This window comes from Roseateles noduli (genome assembly GCF_050626985.1).
Lineage (GTDB): Bacteria > Pseudomonadota > Gammaproteobacteria > Burkholderiales > Burkholderiaceae_C > Roseateles > Roseateles noduli_A.
The window spans coordinates 809,210-825,006 of sequence record NZ_CP192463.1 but is presented as its reverse complement, the minus strand read 5'-3'; the positions used below and the strand labels follow the sequence as shown (position 1 = coordinate 825,006).

The window sequence follows — 15,797 nt, the reverse complement described above, 5'->3', positions numbered from 1 at the left end:
CGCCCGGGCCTGCTGCCACGCCGCCGCCGGCCCTCACCCCCCCCTCTCCCGCAGGCGGGAGAGGGCGTGAGCCAAGCGGAAACGGGCCTTGTGTCGCATCAGCCGGTCGCTCCCCATGAGGGAACGAGCCGGCAACGAATACCTCTCTCCAGGATCGCCCGCCATGTCCGCCCTGCCCTCGTTCGCCGAACTTGAAAACGCTGCCGAGTTCCACGCCCGTCACATCGGTCCCGATGCCCATGACGAGACGCTGATGCTGAGCGCCATCGGCGCCGCGTCGCGCGCCGCGCTGATCGACGCCATCGTCCCGGCCGCCATCAAGCGCGCCGCGAAGATGGACCTGCCGGATGCCGTGACCGAGTCGCAGGCGCTGGCCGAGCTCAAGGCCATCGCGGGCAAGAACCAGATCCTGAAGAGCTTCATCGGCCAGGGCTACCACGGCACGATCACGCCGGGCGTGATCCTGCGCAACATCCTCGAGAACCCCGCCTGGTACACCGCCTACACGCCCTACCAGGCCGAGATCTCGCAGGGCCGCATGGAAGCGCTGGTCAACTTCCAGACCATGGTCTGCGACCTGACCGGCCTGGCCATCGCCAACGCGTCGATGCTGGACGAGGCCACCGCCGCCGCCGAAGGCATGACGCTGGCCGCGCGCATGGGCAAGAGCAAGAGCCAGACCTTCTTCGTCGCCGACGACGTGCTGCCGCAGACGCTGGAAGTCGTGCGCACGCGCGCCGAGCCGCTGGGCATCACCGTCCAGGTCGGCAAGGCCGAGGACGCCGGCAAGACCGAATGCTTCGGCGCGCTGGTGCAGTACCCCGGCGTGACCGGCGTGGTGCGCCCGCTGCAGGCGATCGCCGACGCGGTGCACGCGCAAGGCGGCCTGCTGGTGGTCGCGGCCGACCTGCTGGCGCTGACGCTCATCGCGTCGCCCGGCGAGCAGGGCGCCGACATCGCCGTGGGCACCACGCAGCGCTTCGGCATGCCGATGGGCGCCGGCGGCCCGCACGCCGCCTACATGGCCTGCCGCGACGAGTTCAAGCGCTCGCTGCCGGGCCGCCTGGTCGGCGTGTCCGTCGACTCGCACGGCAAGCCCGCCTACCGGCTGTCGCTGCAGACCCGCGAGCAGCACATCCGCCGCGAGAAGGCCACCTCCAACATCTGTACCGCGCAGGTGCTGCCGGCCGTCGTGGCCAGCATGTACGTCGTCTATCACGGCCCGCAGGGCCTGAAGCGGATCGCGCAACGCGTCGCCGCCTACACCGCCGTGCTGGCGCAGGGCCTGAAGGCGCTGGGCCTGTCGCTGGTGCACGAGACCTCGTTCGACACGCTGCACGTGAAGACCGGCGCCCACACCGGCCCGGTGCTGGCCGCCGCCGTCGCCGCCGGCATGAACCTGCGCCAGGCCGGCGAGGACAGCATCAGCCTGACGCTCGACGAGACGACGACGCGCGCCGACATCCAGGCGCTGCTGACGGTCTTCGCCGAAGGCAAGCCGGTCGCGGACGCGTTCGGCGGCGCCTCGGCCTCGACGCTGATCCCCGCGGCGCTGTCGCGCACCAGCGCCTACCTGACGCATCCGATCTTCAACATCCACCACTCCGAAACGGAGATGCTGCGTTACATCCGCCTGCTCTCCGACAAGGACCTGGCGCTGGACCGCAGCATGATCCCGCTGGGCTCGTGCACGATGAAGCTGAACGCGACCAGCGAGATGATCCCCATCACCTGGCCCGAGTTCGCGCAGGTGCACCCGTTCGCGCCGCAGAGCCAGTTGCAGGGCTATGCGCAGCTCGACCAGCAGCTGACGGCCTGGCTGTGCCAGGCGACCGGCTACGCGGGCGTCTCGCTGCAGCCCAACGCCGGCTCGCAGGGCGAGTACGCCGGCCTGCTGATCATCAAGGCCTGGCACGAGTCGCGCGGCGACGCGCACCGCAAGATCTGCCTGATCCCGGAATCGGCGCACGGCACCAACCCGGCCTCCGCGCAGATGGTGGGCATGCAGGTCGTCGTCACCAAGTGCGACAAGGAAGGCAACATCGACCTGGCCGACCTGAAGGCCAAGTGCGAGCAGCACAGCGCCAACCTGGCCGCGATCATGATCACCTACCCCTCGACGTACGGCGTGTTCGACACGCACGTCAAGGAGATCTGCGCGCTGGTGCATGAACACGGCGGTCGCGTCTACGTCGACGGCGCCAACATGAACGCGCTGGTCGGCATCGCCGCGCCCGGCCAGTTCGGCGGCGACGTGTCCCACCTGAACCTGCACAAGACCTTCTGCATCCCGCACGGCGGCGGCGGCCCGGGCGTCGGCCCGGTCTGCGTGGTCGAGGACCTCGTGCCCTTCCTGCCGGCGCACCGCTCGGCCGGCCTGGGCGAGAAGACCGCCATCGGCGCCGTCAGCGCCGCGCCGCTGGGCAACGCGGCGGTGCTGCCGATCTCGTGGATGTACATCCGCATGATGGGCGAGGTCGGCCTCAAGGCCGCGACCGAGACCGCGATCCTGTCGGCCAACTACGTGGCCGCGCGCCTGTCGGACCACTTCGACATCCACTTCAGCGGCAACATCGACGGCGTCAAGGGCGGCGGCGTGGCCCACGAGTGCATCCTGGACCTGCGCCCGCTCAAGGACAGCAGCGGCATCTCGGCCGAGGACGTCGCCAAGCGCCTGATCGACTACGGCTTCCACGCGCCGACGCTGTCGTTCCCGGTCGCGGGCACGCTGATGGTCGAGCCGACCGAGAGCGAATCGAAGTTCGAGCTGGACCGCTTCATCGCCGCGATGATCCAGATCCGCGAGGAGATCGCGAAGGTCGAATCCGGCGCCTGGTCGAAGACGGACAACCCGCTGGTCAACGCCCCCCACACGGCCGAGAGCCTGCTCAAGACCGAATGGGCCCACGGCTACAGCCGCGACGACGCCGCCTACCCGGTGCCGGCGCTGCGCCACGTGAAGTACTGGTCGCCGGTCGGCCGCGTGGACAACGTCTACGGCGATCGGAATCTGGTCTGCTCCTGCCCCCCGCTCTCGGCCTACGCCGACGAGTGATCAGGGTGATCGACGAAGGCCGCTGACGCGGCCTTCTTTTTGGCCTAGTTTCCATCCAGGCCGTCCGGCCCCGCGCGTCACGAGCGACGCGGGCGGGCGTTCCACATCCGCAAGAGCCCACGAGGTCCGCCATGGCAGTTTCCGTCTTCGACCTGTTCAAGATCGGCATCGGGCCGTCGAGCTCGCACACCGTCGGTCCGATGCGCGCGGCACGCATGTTCGTGCAGCGCCTGCGGCATGAGGGCGTGCTCGATCGCACTGTGCGCGTCGCCACGGCGCTGTACGGCTCGCTCGGCGCGACGGGCAAGGGCCACGGATCGGACAAGGCGGTGCTGCTCGGCCTGGCCGGGCACGAGCCCGACACCGTCGACATCGAGGCCATCCCCGGCATCCTCGAGGGCATCCGCAACGACAAGCGCCTCGCGCTGGGCGGCGATCACGTCGTCGCCTTCGACGAGGCGCGCGACCTCGTCATGTACCGCCGCCAGAGCCTGCCGCTGCACGCCAACGGCATGCGGCTGATCGCCTACGATGCCGACGGCAACGAGATCCAGAACCGCGTGTACTACTCGGTGGGCGGCGGCTTCGTCGTCAGCGAGGAGGTGCTGGCGGACGGCAGCAAGCAGAAGCAGATCGCGCCGGACACCACCGTCCTGCCCTACCCCTTCAGGTCGGGCGCCGAGCTGCTCGAACTGACGGAGAAGGAAGGCTGCTCGATCGCCGAGATCATGCGCCGCAACGAGCGCCACTGGCGCACCGACGAGGAGACCCGCGCCGGCCTGCTGAAGATCTGGCAGGTGATGCAGGACTGCGTCCAGCGCGGCTGCCGCACCGAGGGCATCCTGCCCGGCGGCTTCAAGGTGAAGCGCCGCTCGGCCGCGCTGTACCGCGACCTGATCGCCCATCCGGAGGCCGCGTTGCGCGATCCGCTGCAGGTGATGGACTGGGTCAACCTCTACGCGCTGGCGGTCAACGAGGAGAACGCCGCCGGCGGCCGCGTCGTGACGGCGCCCACCAACGGCGCGGCGGGCATCGTGCCGGCGGTGCTGCACTACTACGCGCGCTTCGTCCATTCGGCCAACGAGGACGGCATCGTCGACTTCCTGCTGACGGCCGCGGCGATCGGCATCCTCTACAAGGAGAACGCGTCGATCTCGGGCGCGGAGGTCGGCTGCCAGGGCGAGGTGGGCGTGGCCTGCTCGATGGCCGCCGCCGCGCTGTGCGCGGTGATGGGCGGCACGCCGGCGCAGACCGAGAACGCGGCCGAGATCGGCATGGAGCACCACCTGGGACTGACCTGCGATCCGGTCGGCGGCCTGGTGCAGATCCCCTGCATCGAGCGCAACGCGATCGCGTCGGTCAAGGCCATCAACGCGGCGCGCATGGCGCTGCGCGGCGACGGCACGCACCACGTCAGCCTGGACAAGGTCATCAAGACGATGCGCGAGACCGGCGCCGACATGATGACCAAGTACAAGGAGACCGCCCGGGGCGGTCTCGCGGTGAACATTGTCGAGTGCTGACACGCCGCCGACGTGTCAGAGGGGAGGCCGATTCGCGTGCCCCGGCGGTACGGCTTGCCGGAATCAATCGCGAGTCAGGCGGCGAAAACTGTCAGCACTCGAGCAAACGGTGGGTCCGGATCTCCCTGCCTGGCGTCCGCCCCATGACGACGCAGGTTTCCTGATGGGAAGACCGGACCGGGATCGGATCAGCCTCGGTCGCTGATCGTCACGGTGCGGTGTCGGTGTCGGTGTCGCTGCCCGGGACGACGCTGGCCAGCGACGGGGTCTGGCCATGGCCCGGCTGCGACGGGATCGCGGAACCGAAGGCCGGGCGGGCCTCGGACACCATGCGGGCGCTCATGATCGTGGCCGTCGCCGGGAAGGTGTTGGTCACCGGCGCGGCGCCGCGTGCTTCCTCGACGGCGCTGAACAGCAAGCCGGCGCCGATGGCCAGGCTGCTCAGCAGGATCGCGGTCTTGAAACCGCTGTTGCGTTCGACGCGGATCGCTCGCGCGTACTTGGTGGTGCTCATGTGATGCCCCCCGGTTGATGGAACGAATGTTCCGCCTCAGTGCGTCCTGGCGGCAGACGTGCATGCCGCATCGCGCGGTGCAACGATGCCGGCAGGCCGCGTAGGCGATCGACCGACGGCTGACAGCCGGTGACAGCACCGACCGCCGGTCGGGCGAACGGCACTGGCGGCGCCCCCTCGCCCGCTGCTACAAACGCGTCCGTGTCGATTTCACGGCGGCCCGCCCGTCGTGGGGACAGACACCCTTCGTTCGACACCTCCCTCTGCCCATGACCTCTCACCTTGATCCGAAACGGCGCCGCTGGCTGGCGCTCGGCGTGCTCTGCCTGGGCGTGCTGATGATCGTGCTGGACACGACCATCGTGAACGTGGCGCTGCCCTCGATCCGCGCCGACCTGGGCTTCACCGAGACCTCGCTGGTCTGGGTCGTCAACGCCTACATGCTGACCTTCGGCGGCTTCATGCTGCTGGGCGGCCGGCTGGGCGACCTCCACGGCCACCGGCGCATGTTCCTGGCGGGACTGGCGCTGTTCACGGCCGCGTCGGCCGCCTGCGGGCTGGCGCACACGCAGACGCTGCTCATCGCGGCGCGCGCCGTGCAGGGGCTGGGCGGCGCGGTGGTGTCGGCGATCTCGCTGTCGCTGATCATGAACATGTTCACCGAGCCCGGCGAACGCGCCAAGGCCATGGGCGTCTACGGCTTCGTCTGCGCGGGCGGCGGCAGCATCGGCGTGCTGCTCGGCGGACTGCTGACCAGCACGCTGAGCTGGCACTGGATCTTCCTGGTCAACCTGCCGATCGGCGCGGTCGTGATCGGGCTGTGCCTGTGGCTCATCGAGCGCGGCGGACCGACCGCGCCGGACGAGACGCTGGACTGGGCCGGTGCGGTGACGGTCACGCTGTCGCTGATGCTGGCGGTCTATGCGGTGGTCAACGGCAACGAGGCCGGCTGGACCTCGCCCCGCACGCTGGGGCTGATGGGCACGGCGGTGGCGCTGCTGGCTGCCTTCCTCGTGCTGGAGACCAGGGTGGCGCATCCGCTGATGCCGTTGTCGCTGTTCCGGCTGCGGTCCGTGGCCGTGTCCAACGTGATCGGCGTGCTGTGGGCCGCGGCGATGTTCGCGTGGTTCTTCCTGTCGGCGCTGTACATGCAGCTGGTGCTGGGCTACGACGCGATGCACGTGGGCCTGGGCTTCCTGCCGGCCAACCTGATCATGGCGGTGTTCTCGGTGGGCCTGTCGGCGAAGCTGGTCATGAAGCTGGGGCTGCGCAAGCCGCTGTGCGGCGGGCTGCTGCTGGCGGCGTTGGGGCTGGCGCTGTTCGCACGCGCGCCGGCGGACGGCGGCTTCTGGCTGGACGTGCTGCCTGGGATGCTGCTGTTGGGGCTGGGCGCGGGCGTCGCTTTCAATCCGGTGCTGCTGGCGGCGATGAGCGAGGTCGCGCCGAGCGAGTCCGGGCTGGCCTCGGGCGTGGTGAACACGTCCTTCATGATGGGCGGATCGCTCGGACTGGCGGTGCTGGCCAGCCTGGCCGCGGCGCGCACGGCGGAACTGGGCGCGCTGGGCGCCGCCATGCCGGTGGCGCTGGCGGGCGGCTACCGCGTGGCGTTCGCGGTCGGCGCGGTGTTCGCGGCGTCGGGCGGCCTGCTGGCGCTGCTGTTGCGCGAGCCGGCACCGCAGGCCGGCGCGGCGGCACCGGTGGCGCATCCGGGATGAGGGCTCGTCGACCCGGTCACGCCCCTCACGTCGGGACGACGCAGCCAGTGACCTCGCCGATCACTTCCCCAGCAGCGGCCACACGTACTTCACCGGCACCGCGTAGGTGATGCCGCTCGGCGCGCTGAGCGCCGATTCACGCGTGCCCTTGAGCACCACCATGTTGACGATGCCCACCACCTTGCCGGTGCGGATGTCCAGCAGCGGACCGCCGCTGTTGCCCGGGTAGGCCGTCGCGTCGAGCTGCAGGAATTCCATCGCGCCTTCGCGCAGCTGGCGCACCGCGCGCTCGGACAGCGTGTTCGAGGTCGGCGCGGGCAGCGCCGCGCGCGTGATCGCGGCCACGGTGCCGCGGTGCGTCGCCATCGTCACGCCCAGCGCCGTGCCGATCGGATAGCCCATCAGCGCCACGGCGGCGCCTTCGCGCACCACGGGCTGGTCGCCGTCGGCTTCGGCCAGCGGCAGCACGTCGACCAGCGCGCCCTTGTCGTCAGCCAGTTCCAGGATCGCCAGGTCGCGCGCCGTGTCGCGGCGCAGCAGCTTCACGGCACGCAGTTGCGGCTGCCCCGACGCGTTCCCTGCCGCGGGCACGGTGATCACGAGGTCCTTCTCGATCGGGTTCGGGATCACGTGCGCACAGGTGACGATGCGCCGGCCGTCGGCGACCGCGAAACCCGTGCCGCGAAAACCGAAGCGCGGGTTGTCTGTCGCCGCGAACGTGCCCACCGCCACCACCGCCTGCCGGCTGCGGTCGATCAGGTCGGGCAGCGTGTTGGACATCTCCTGCGCCCGCGCCGGCGCGGACGCGCCGAACAGTCCCGCCATGCCCAGGGCGCCCCCGGCGCCCAGCGCCAGCAGCTCGCGACGCCGCGGCGCCGCGGCGCGTTTGCCGCGATGGATCCGCTCATCCACGGGACCGGACATCGGATCGGAGGTCGGGTCGAACGTCAGGTCGAACGTCGGGTCGAACATCGGAACGGTACTGCCAGTCATGCGGCCAGGTCCTTCGTCGTGGTGCCCATCTCCAACGTGGAGACGAAGCTGCGCCAATGGCGGTCGGGTTCGTCGATGCGGAAGCCGTAGAAGCTGCCCTGCTCGGTGTCCTTGCGACGCACCGCGCGCGCGGTCACGTGCGCGGTCTCGTTGTGGCCGAGCTCGATCTCCACCGTGCCGTCCTGGTTCAGCGGCAGGTCGTGGTCGCACTCGGCCTGGAAGCCATGCGCCGACACCTCGATCACATCCAGATCGAAATGCCCCAGCTGGCTGTCGTTGGCGGCGCGGATGTCGAGGTGGCCCGGGCAGCGGATCGAGTAGCGCGGGTATTGCCGCAAGGAACGCCCCAGATCCTGGCCGCCGCCGCTGAGCATCGGCAGCACCTCGCGGAACTGCGCGTCGTCGCGGTACACCGACCACAGCAGCGCCTTCTTGCGGTCGTCCATCGTCGGGAACACCGGCACGACCTGGTTGAAGAAGTGGTCGAGCAGCGCCGGCGTCATGACTGGGTCGTTGGTCGTGTGGAAGCGGCGCTCCGGCAGCCGGATGTTGGGCAGCCGATGGCGGAAGAAGTAGTGGTGCAGGTTCTTTTCCGGCCGGCGGCCGCGGTAGCGGCGCTCGAACAGCGCGTCGGCCTCGTGCAGGTCCAGCGTCGCGCCGACCGCGGGCGCGCCGTTGGCGAAGTCGTACTCGGCCACCGTCTGCTCGCGCAGCCGCGTGAAGGACAGCAGCGCCTCGTAGAGCTCGATCTTGTCGGGGTTCACGGCGATCACCAGGTGCCGCGTGTCGAAGTACTCGGTGCAGTACTGGTGCATGAACTTCATCAGCGGGAACAGGATCGCGCCGCCGGTCTTGCGGAACGCCGGCGCGATCGCCAGCGCCGAGATCTCCGCGACCTTGCCGCCCTTGGCGCGCACCCCCTCGAGGTCGAAGACCGACTGCAGCGGGAAGCCGAAGACGCCCTCGCGCACCATCGAGATCGTGCCCACCACCTGGCCGTCGTACTTGGCGCACAGCGTCGTGGTCGTCGGCAGCGCGTGATAGATCGTCACGCGCAGGCCGCTCGGGTCGGGTTTCATGAAGCCGCTGCCGACGTAGGCGTCGTGCAGGATGCGGAAGCAGGCGTCGAGTTCCTCCTGCGTGTCCGCGACCTTCAGCTCCAGGCGCTCCGACGGCGCGGGATCGCAATCCACCATGCGCCGGTAGACCGCGAAGCGCATCGGCTTCGGGAGCGACGAGAACAGGCGCCGCAGCGCCTGGTGGAGCCGCTTGCGCAGGCTGGATCGTCGAATCTGGCTCATGACCGTCCCCTCCCCGGGCGCGGTAGTGCCACCGTCACGCGGTCCCCGCGGCGATCGACCTCAGGATCGGACGCCTCAACGGATCGCGGCCTGCAGCTTGCGCACCTCGGCTTGTTGCTCGAAATTCGGTCCCAGGTCCGCCAGGCGCTTGAGTTCCGCCTCGGCCTCGCCCTTGTTGCCCCCCGCCACGTAGAGCTGCGCGAGGCGCAGCCGGTACGCGGCGATGGTCGGCGCCTGTTTCACGGCGTCCTTCTGCACTTCGATGGCCTTGGCGTTCTGCCCCTTGGCGGCCAGCGCCTCGGCCAGCGTGTCCATGTACGGCGGCACGTTGGGACGGAGCTTGTTCGCTTGCTGGGCAAATTTCAAGCCCTCATCCGCCTTGCCGGCCCGCAGCCGCAGCCAGGCGACGTTGTTGGCCGCCGCCGCGTTGTCCGGATTGGCGGCCAGCACCGCCTGGTACCGCTGCTCGGCCTCAGGATAGCGGCCGGCGTTGAGCGCCACGTCGCCGAGGTGATACGTGAACATCTCGTCCGACTTGAACTTCGCCAGATACGCGGCGGCCCAGCGGTCCGCCTCGTCCTTCCTGCCGGACTCGATCAGCACGCCGTGCAGCGCGATCGCGAGCTCGGTGTTGGGCGCCGTCGCGCCGGCCTGCGCGGCCAGCTGATCCGCCTTGCGGTAGGCCGCGATCGCGGCCGGCGCATCCTTGCGCGCGCGGGCGATGTCGCCCTCGAGCTTCCAGCCCAGGCCGAACTTCGGTTGCGCCGTCTGCAGGCCCTTGGCCGCCGTCAGCGCCAGGTCGGGCAGCCCCAGGAGCAGGCTCTTCTCGACCACCTTGCGGGCCAGTTCCCCGTCGCCGGGCGCGATGGCCTGGGCACGCTTGAGCGCCGCGGCCGCAGCCGCCTTGTCGCCCGCCTGCGCATGCAGATCCGCCAGCCGCAGCGGACCCAGCGGCGAGCGGGGCTGCAAGGTCGCGACCTTGTTGAAGCTGCTGATCGCCTGCTGGCGGTCGCCCGTGGCGGCCTGCACCTGGCCCAGCAGGTCGACCAGCGCCGGGTTGTCCGGGCTTGCCGTCACGCCTTCCTGGGCCAGCGACAGCGCCGACTTGAAGTCCTTCTTCTCCATCAGCAGGCCGACCGCCGCCTGGCGCGGCGTCGCGTCGTCCGGATGCTGCTTGGAGAGTTCCGTCAGGCGTTTGACGGCCGCGTCCCTGTCGATCAGCTTGTGGGTCAGCTTCAGACCCAGGATGGCCATCTCCGCGCGCAGGTTCTTCGGCTCGGCCTTGAGCACCGTTTCATAGCGCTTGACGGCGTCCTCGGCCTTGCGGTCCTGCAGGTCCTGCGCGGCCAGGCTGTTGGCCGCGGTCATCGAGCCCGGGTCGCGCTTGACCGCTTCCTCGAAGCTCGCCCGCGCGCCCGCGCGGTCACCGCGCAGCAGCGCCAGGCGGCCGCGCAGCTCGGCGGGCGTCGCGGACTTGGGATCCTTCTTCTCCAGCGCCGCGATCGCCTGCGAGGCGCCCGCATCGTCCTTCTTGCGCGCCAGCACGCTGATCAGCGCGATGTCGGCCACGGTGCCCTTGTCCTCGGCCGCCAACTGGCGCAACGCGGCCAGCCCGGCTGCCTCCTGGCCCTTCTGGATCTGGTTGAGCGCCAGCCCGACGCGGCTGCGCACGTCGTTGGGGTTGGCCTCGGCGGCGCGCGCGAGGAAGCGCTCGGCCTCTCCGCCCTGCCCTTGCTTGAGCCGGATCTCGGCGGCCAGCGCGAGCGCCTCCGACGAGGCGACCTTCGCATCGAGCGCCGGTTGCAGCGTGGTCATCGCCTGCTCGGCATCGCCGCCGCGCAGCTGCAGCTGCGCCAGGGCGACGCGTGCCGGCTGCGCCTCGGGCGCGGCCTGGATGACCTTGCCGTACTGCGACTCGGCCTGTCGCAGGTCGCCGTTGGCCTGCGCCACCCGACCGGCCAGGAAGAGCGCGCGCTCGTTGTTCGGCGCCACCTTCAGCAAGGCCTGCGTGAGGTCGGTCGCCTCCTTGACCTGGCCCGCGTCCATCGCGAACACGGCGGCGTAGTAGTAGGTCTGGGGGTGCTGCGGCGCGGCCGCCTTCATCGCGGCGACGGCGTCCTTGGCCGCGGCCTTGTCACCGGCGCGCATCAGCTGGTTGATCAGCCCGGCATGCGCGCCGACGAGCTTCTTGTCGAGCTCCAGCGCCTTGCGGAAGCTCGCGACCGGTTCCGCCGAGGGCGCCTCGGCCAGCACCTGCAGCTCGCCCTTGAGCTGCCAGGCCTCGGCCGACTGCGGCGACTTCTCCAGCACGCGCTCGACCTCGGCGCGGGCCTCGGGCAGCTTGCCCTCGCTGGTCAGCAGACGCACGTTGACCAGGCGCACCGCCGCGCTGTCGGGCGTCGCGCGCAGCGCCGCGTCCGCGGCCTTGCGCGCCTCGGCCAGCTTCTGCTTCGCGACATAGGCGCCGACCAGCGTCATCTGCAGATCGGCCTCGTCGGCGGCGGTCTGCAGATGGGCGTTGCCGTACTGGCCGAGCAGCTCGTCCACCTTGCCCTGCATCAGCAGCAGCCGCGCCTGCAGCGCGACCAGCGCGTCACCGCCGAAGCCCTGCGTCTTGGCCTTCCCGGCCTCGATCGCCGCGCCGGCGACATCGCCGCTGTCCAGCAGCGCCTTGGCGAGCAGGTAACGCGCCTCGGCCAGCGACTCGTCCTTCTGCAGCGCGTTCTTGAGCTGGATGATCGCGGCCTTGTTGTCCCGCTTCTCCAGGTGGCCCTTGGCGGACTTCACCAGGTCCTGTGCGGACTCGCCGAAGCAACCGGCCAGCAGCAGCGCCGAGCCCAGCGCCAGCGCGGTCGCGCCGCGCCGCAACGCGCGGCGGCCGTCGCGGGAAAGGCCGGCGTCCGCCACGCCGCGGTCAGCCGTGCGGGGTGCGGGCAAGGGTCCGGTCATCTTGGTGTTCTCAGGCTTGCGGGACATGCGTCGTCTCTTTCGCTGTCGGGTGGTCTGTCGAGGGATCGATGCTCAGGCCTTGACGCCGAGGCGGGCCATCAGGTCGTACAGCGTCGGCCGGCTGACCCCCAGCAGGTCGGCGGCCTTGGCGATGTTGCCGTCGGTGCGGGACAGCGCGGCCACGACGGCCTGGCGCTCGGCGCGCTCGCGCACCGTGCGCAGGTCGAGGTCGGCCGCGTCCGCCGGCACTTCGCCGCCGGCGGGCACCGGCAGGTTGAGGTCGTCGGCGGTGATGCGGTCGCCGTCGGCCATGATCGACGCGCGCTTCATGACGTTCTGCAGTTCCCGCACGTTGCCGGGCCAGCGGTGGGCCTCGACCGCGCGGATCGCGTCGTCGGCCAGGCGCAGGATGGGGCGGCGCTGCTCCGACGAGAAGCGGCGCAGGAAGGCATGGCTCAGCAGCACCGCGTCGCCGGCGCGATCGCGCAGCGGCGGGATGTCGACGACGATCTCCGCCAGGCGGTAGAAGAGGTCTTCGCGGAACAGGCCCTGCTCGATCTTGGCCTTCAGGTCCTGGTGCGTCGCGCCGACGATGCGCACGTCGACCGCGATCTCCTGGCGCCCGCCCAGACGTTCGATGCTGCGTTCCTGCAGGAAGCGCAGCAGCTTGGCCTGCAGCGACATCGGCAGGTCGCCGATCTCGTCGAGCATCAGGGTGCCGCCGTGCGCGGTCTCGATCTTGCCGACCGTGGTCTTGGTCGCGCCGGTGAAGGCGCCGCGCTCGTAGCCGAAGAGCTCGCTCTCGAGCAGCGCCTCGGGGATCGCCGCGCAGTTGATCGCGACGAAGCGGCCCTTGCGCTTGGACGCGTCGTGCAGCGACTGCGCCAGCACTTCCTTGCCGGTGCCGCTCTCGCCGAGCAGCAGCACGGTGGCGTCGCTGCCGGACACGCGTTCGACGGTGCGGCAGATGCGCTGCATCTGCGCGTCGCGCGTGAGCAGCTTGCCGGTGGGTTCACCGTCCTGCTGGGTGAGCAGCCGCTGGTTCTCCTGCTGCAGCTCGTGCAGGCGCATCGCGCGCTCGACGGTCAGCACCAGCACGTCCGGATCGACCGGCTTGGCCAGGAAGTCGTAGGCGCCCATGCGGATCGCGCGCAGCGCGTTGCTCTGGTCGTTCTGGCCGGTGAGCACGATGACCTTGGTGCCGGGTTCGAGCTCGATCAGCTTCTCGAGCAGCTTGAAGCCCTCGGAGGTCGAGTCCTGGTCGGGCGGCAGCCCGAGGTCCATCGTGACGACCGGCGGCTTGTGCCGGCGGAACTGCAGCACCGCGCTGGCGACGTCATCGGCGGTGACGGACTCGAAGCGGTCCATCGACCACTTCAGCTGCTTCTGCAGCGCGAGGTCGTCCTCGACGATCAGCAATGCGGGAGGTTGAGCGCTCATGTGGACTCCCCCCGCTTCGCGGGACGTTCCGGGGAGGCGAGCGTGCCGCCTTCGGGCGGCCGTGCGTCGGCACTCATCGCGCCTCCACCAGGCCGGCATCGCTGCCCGACTGGGCGAAAAACAGCGGCAGCAAGATGGTGACCTTGGTGCCTCGTCCGGGCGCGCTTTCCACGTTGATCTTCCCTCCAAGTTCCTGCAGGTACTGGTAGCTCTCGTAGGCGCCGATGCCCATGCCCGCCGCCTTCGTCGTCTGGAACGGCTTGAACAGCCGTTGATCGATGAACTCCTGCGTCATGCCGCAGCCAGTATCTTCCACTTCCACCTGCGCGTGGCTGCCCACGCGCTGCAATCGCAGCGTCACGCGGCCGTCGATCGGCGTCGCGTCCAACGCGTTCTGCACCACGTGGCCGAGCACGCGCTCGATGCGTTCCTCATGACCGCGCGCGCTGACCTCGTCGCGCAGCTCCAGGTCCAGCGCACGGCCCTTGCTGACGGCCGCCGCGGCCAGCCGCCGCGCGATCGTCGTCAGCGCGACGCCGCCGGCGCTGCCGTGATGCGGCTTGTCGCCCTCGCGCAGCTGCAGCATCAGCTGCCGCATCTTCTCCAGCGAGTTCTCCACCGTGTCCAGCATGTCCTGCTGGAACTCCGGGTTGTCGCGCAGCCGCTTGGCGTTCTTCATCATCAAGGACAGCTGCGTGACGATGTTCTTGAGGTCGTGCACCACGAAGGCCGACATGCGGTTGAAGGCCTCGAACTTGCGCGCCTCCAGCAGCGCTTCCGCCGCCTGCATCTGCGCGAGGTAGCTGGCGGCCTGCTGGGCGGCGGTGCGCAGCAGGTCGCGCACCTCCCAGTTCAGCTCCAGCCGGGTGCGCGGCTGGCCCAGGATCACCCAGCCCGTCAGCGCGCCCGCGTTGAGCAGCGGAATCAGCAGCCAATGGCGGGCATCGCCGGCGATCGCCTCGGGCAGCGGCGCATGTTCGTAGGCGGCCGGGTCGCGGCGCCATTCGTCGAGGTCGACGATCCACGCGCGCTCCTGCAGCAGTCGCAGCAGCGGTTCGTCGGCGGTCAGCGGCTGGCGGTCGTCGTTGAGGTTCCAGCGCGCGGCCTGCTGGTACTCCGCGGCCGGCGCCGCCACGGGCGCGCGACGCAACCACAGCGCGCCGGCCGGGCTCTCCACCAGATGGGCCAGCCCGTGGATCACCGATTCGCCCAGCTCCGCCGGCGACGCGCTGGCCGACAGCATCGCGGTGAAGCGCAGCCATTCCTGCCGGTAGTCGTAGCGATAGCTGAAGAAATGCTTGCTGATGGTGACGCGCAGCTTGGCGCGCAGCGAGCCCGACAGCCCCATCGTCAGCAGCACCAGCACGCCCACCACGAGCAGCACCTGCTGCAGGGCGCGGCCCCACTCGCCGCCGGTGTAGCGCACGTAGTAGCCGATGCCGGACACGCCCAGCAGGTACACGCCGACGATCAGCAGCGTCGCGGAGTGGAAGGCCGCGGTGCGCGAGACATGCAGCTTGTCCAGCCACTTCTTGTGCCGGCGGCTGGCCAGCCACAGCAAGGGCACGGCCAGGCTGTGCACGGCGGCGCGCACGCTGAGGGCGTCGCCGTCGAACTGCGCGAACAGCGAGGCCTGCGAGAACACGAACACGTCGAACGCGAACACCGCGCCCAGGCCCAGGCTGACCGGCTTGGCGTTCCAGCGCGCGTCGCTGTCGATGTTGCGCAGCATCTGCTCGATCAGCACCAGCCCGAACACGCCCAGGCCCAGCCAGGCCATCGTCATCGGACGCTGCATCGCGACCAGCGGCGCGTCGCCCCAGTAGCGCCACAACGGCAACGCGACCGCGGTGACCACGCCGGCCCACGCCAGCCATTGCAGCGGCCGCGCGACGCCGGCGCTGCGCGAGCGGCCGTCGTCGTCGCGCGATTCGATCAGCGCCAGGATGAAGGAGAACCACGCGCCGTAGCGCAGCGCGTCGCAGATGGGCAGGAGCACCAGCGCGGGCCACTGGTGGCCGCCGAGCCAGCCCTGCTCGACCGCGGCGTCAAGGCCGGCCCACAGGGCCGTCAGCAGCAATGCGGCCTGCAGCCGCAGCGCGCGGCGCCGGTGCTGGCCGAACTGGGGCAACACCACGACCGCCAGGGCCAGATGCGCGAATACCGCGACGATCCCCGACGCGGCGCCGAGGCTCAGGGTGTTGGCCCACATGGATCAATGTCCCGACGCGCGGGCCGCGATCAGGAACGGCCGCGGACACCGGCGCAAAATCGGGCGCGGGAACGGGACGCCGGGAGCGCAACGCC

General features: G+C 70.3%; 9 protein-coding genes. 3 read left to right on the top strand and 6 right to left on the bottom strand.

What is annotated here, in order from left to right:
• Positions 1–163 precede the first annotated feature (163 nt).
• Together gcvP and ACQ4L4_RS03635 are read left to right on the top strand one after the other, a co-directional pair.
• Positions 164–3,055 carry an aminomethyl-transferring glycine dehydrogenase gene (gcvP, locus tag ACQ4L4_RS03640; RefSeq protein ID WP_431102827.1) on the top strand — a complete coding sequence of 964 codons (2,892 nt, stop codon included), beginning with the start codon at positions 164–166 and terminating at the stop codon, positions 3,053–3,055.
• 131 nt (positions 3,056–3,186) lie between these two features.
• On the top strand, positions 3,187–4,578 hold the full coding sequence (locus ACQ4L4_RS03635; protein ID WP_431102826.1) for an L-serine ammonia-lyase: 1,392 nt from the start codon (positions 3,187–3,189) through the stop codon (positions 4,576–4,578).
• A gap of 208 nt (positions 4,579–4,786) precedes the next feature.
• On the opposite strand, the gene ACQ4L4_RS03630 is transcribed toward ACQ4L4_RS03635, so the two are convergent.
• On the bottom strand, positions 4,787–5,092 hold the full coding sequence (locus tag ACQ4L4_RS03630; RefSeq protein ID WP_431102825.1) for a hypothetical protein: 306 nt from the start codon (positions 5,090–5,092) through the stop codon (positions 4,787–4,789).
• Positions 5,093–5,361: 269 nt separating this feature from the next.
• On the opposite strand from ACQ4L4_RS03630, the gene ACQ4L4_RS03625 reads away from it, so the two are divergent.
• Positions 5,362–6,807, top strand: coding sequence for a DHA2 family efflux MFS transporter permease subunit (locus ACQ4L4_RS03625; protein WP_431102824.1), 1,446 nt, complete (start codon positions 5,362–5,364; stop codon positions 6,805–6,807).
• A 60-nt stretch (positions 6,808–6,867) separates the two neighbouring features.
• Here ACQ4L4_RS03625 and ACQ4L4_RS03620 read toward each other — a convergent pair whose 3' ends face one another.
• From ACQ4L4_RS03620 to prsK, 5 genes are all read right to left on the bottom strand, one after another.
• Positions 6,868–7,800: a S1 family peptidase gene (locus ACQ4L4_RS03620; protein ID WP_431102823.1), complete on the bottom strand. Its 933-nt coding sequence runs from the start codon at positions 7,798–7,800 to the stop codon at positions 6,868–6,870.
• Positions 7,797–9,101: a GNAT family N-acetyltransferase gene (locus ACQ4L4_RS03615; protein ID WP_431102822.1), complete on the bottom strand. Its 1,305-nt coding sequence runs from the start codon at positions 9,099–9,101 to the stop codon at positions 7,797–7,799. Before ACQ4L4_RS03615 ends, ACQ4L4_RS03620 begins: the two co-directional genes overlap by 4 nt.
• Positions 9,102–9,176: 75 nt before the next feature.
• Positions 9,177–12,077 (bottom strand): XrtA/PEP-CTERM system TPR-repeat protein PrsT, encoded by a 2,901-nt coding sequence (gene prsT, locus ACQ4L4_RS03610; RefSeq protein WP_431102821.1) that lies wholly within the window; start codon positions 12,075–12,077, stop codon positions 9,177–9,179.
• Positions 12,078–12,122: 45 nt separating this feature from the next.
• Positions 12,123–13,490: a PEP-CTERM-box response regulator transcription factor gene (gene prsR / locus ACQ4L4_RS03605; protein WP_431102820.1), complete on the bottom strand. Its 1,368-nt coding sequence runs from the start codon at positions 13,488–13,490 to the stop codon at positions 12,123–12,125.
• Positions 13,491–13,563: 73 nt separating this feature from the next.
• Positions 13,564–15,702 carry an XrtA/PEP-CTERM system histidine kinase PrsK gene (prsK, locus tag ACQ4L4_RS03600; protein WP_431102819.1) on the bottom strand — a complete coding sequence of 713 codons (2,139 nt, stop codon included), beginning with the start codon at positions 15,700–15,702 and terminating at the stop codon, positions 13,564–13,566.
• Positions 15,703–15,797: the final 95 nt, after the last annotated feature.

What these genes read in the sequence shown, in the direction of transcription:
- prsR (WP_431102820.1), bottom strand. Translation starts at nt 13,490, where the DNA reads ATGAGCGCTCAACCTCCCGCATTGCTGATCGTCGAGGACGACCTCGCG.
- prsK (WP_431102819.1), bottom strand. Translation starts at nt 15,702, where the DNA reads ATGTGGGCCAACACCCTGAGCCTCGGCGCCGCGTCGGGGATCGTCGCG.
- gcvP (WP_431102827.1), top strand. Translation starts at nt 164, where the DNA reads ATGTCCGCCCTGCCCTCGTTCGCCGAACTTGAAAACGCTGCCGAGTTC.
- ACQ4L4_RS03615 (WP_431102822.1), bottom strand. Translation starts at nt 9,101, where the DNA reads ATGAGCCAGATTCGACGATCCAGCCTGCGCAAGCGGCTCCACCAGGCG.
- prsT (WP_431102821.1), bottom strand. Translation starts at nt 12,077, where the DNA reads ATGTCCCGCAAGCCTGAGAACACCAAGATGACCGGACCCTTGCCCGCA.
- ACQ4L4_RS03635 (WP_431102826.1), top strand. Translation starts at nt 3,187, where the DNA reads ATGGCAGTTTCCGTCTTCGACCTGTTCAAGATCGGCATCGGGCCGTCG.
- ACQ4L4_RS03620 (WP_431102823.1), bottom strand. Translation starts at nt 7,800, where the DNA reads ATGACTGGCAGTACCGTTCCGATGTTCGACCCGACGTTCGACCTGACG.
- ACQ4L4_RS03630 (WP_431102825.1), bottom strand. Translation starts at nt 5,092, where the DNA reads ATGAGCACCACCAAGTACGCGCGAGCGATCCGCGTCGAACGCAACAGC.
- ACQ4L4_RS03625 (WP_431102824.1), top strand. Translation starts at nt 5,362, where the DNA reads ATGACCTCTCACCTTGATCCGAAACGGCGCCGCTGGCTGGCGCTCGGC.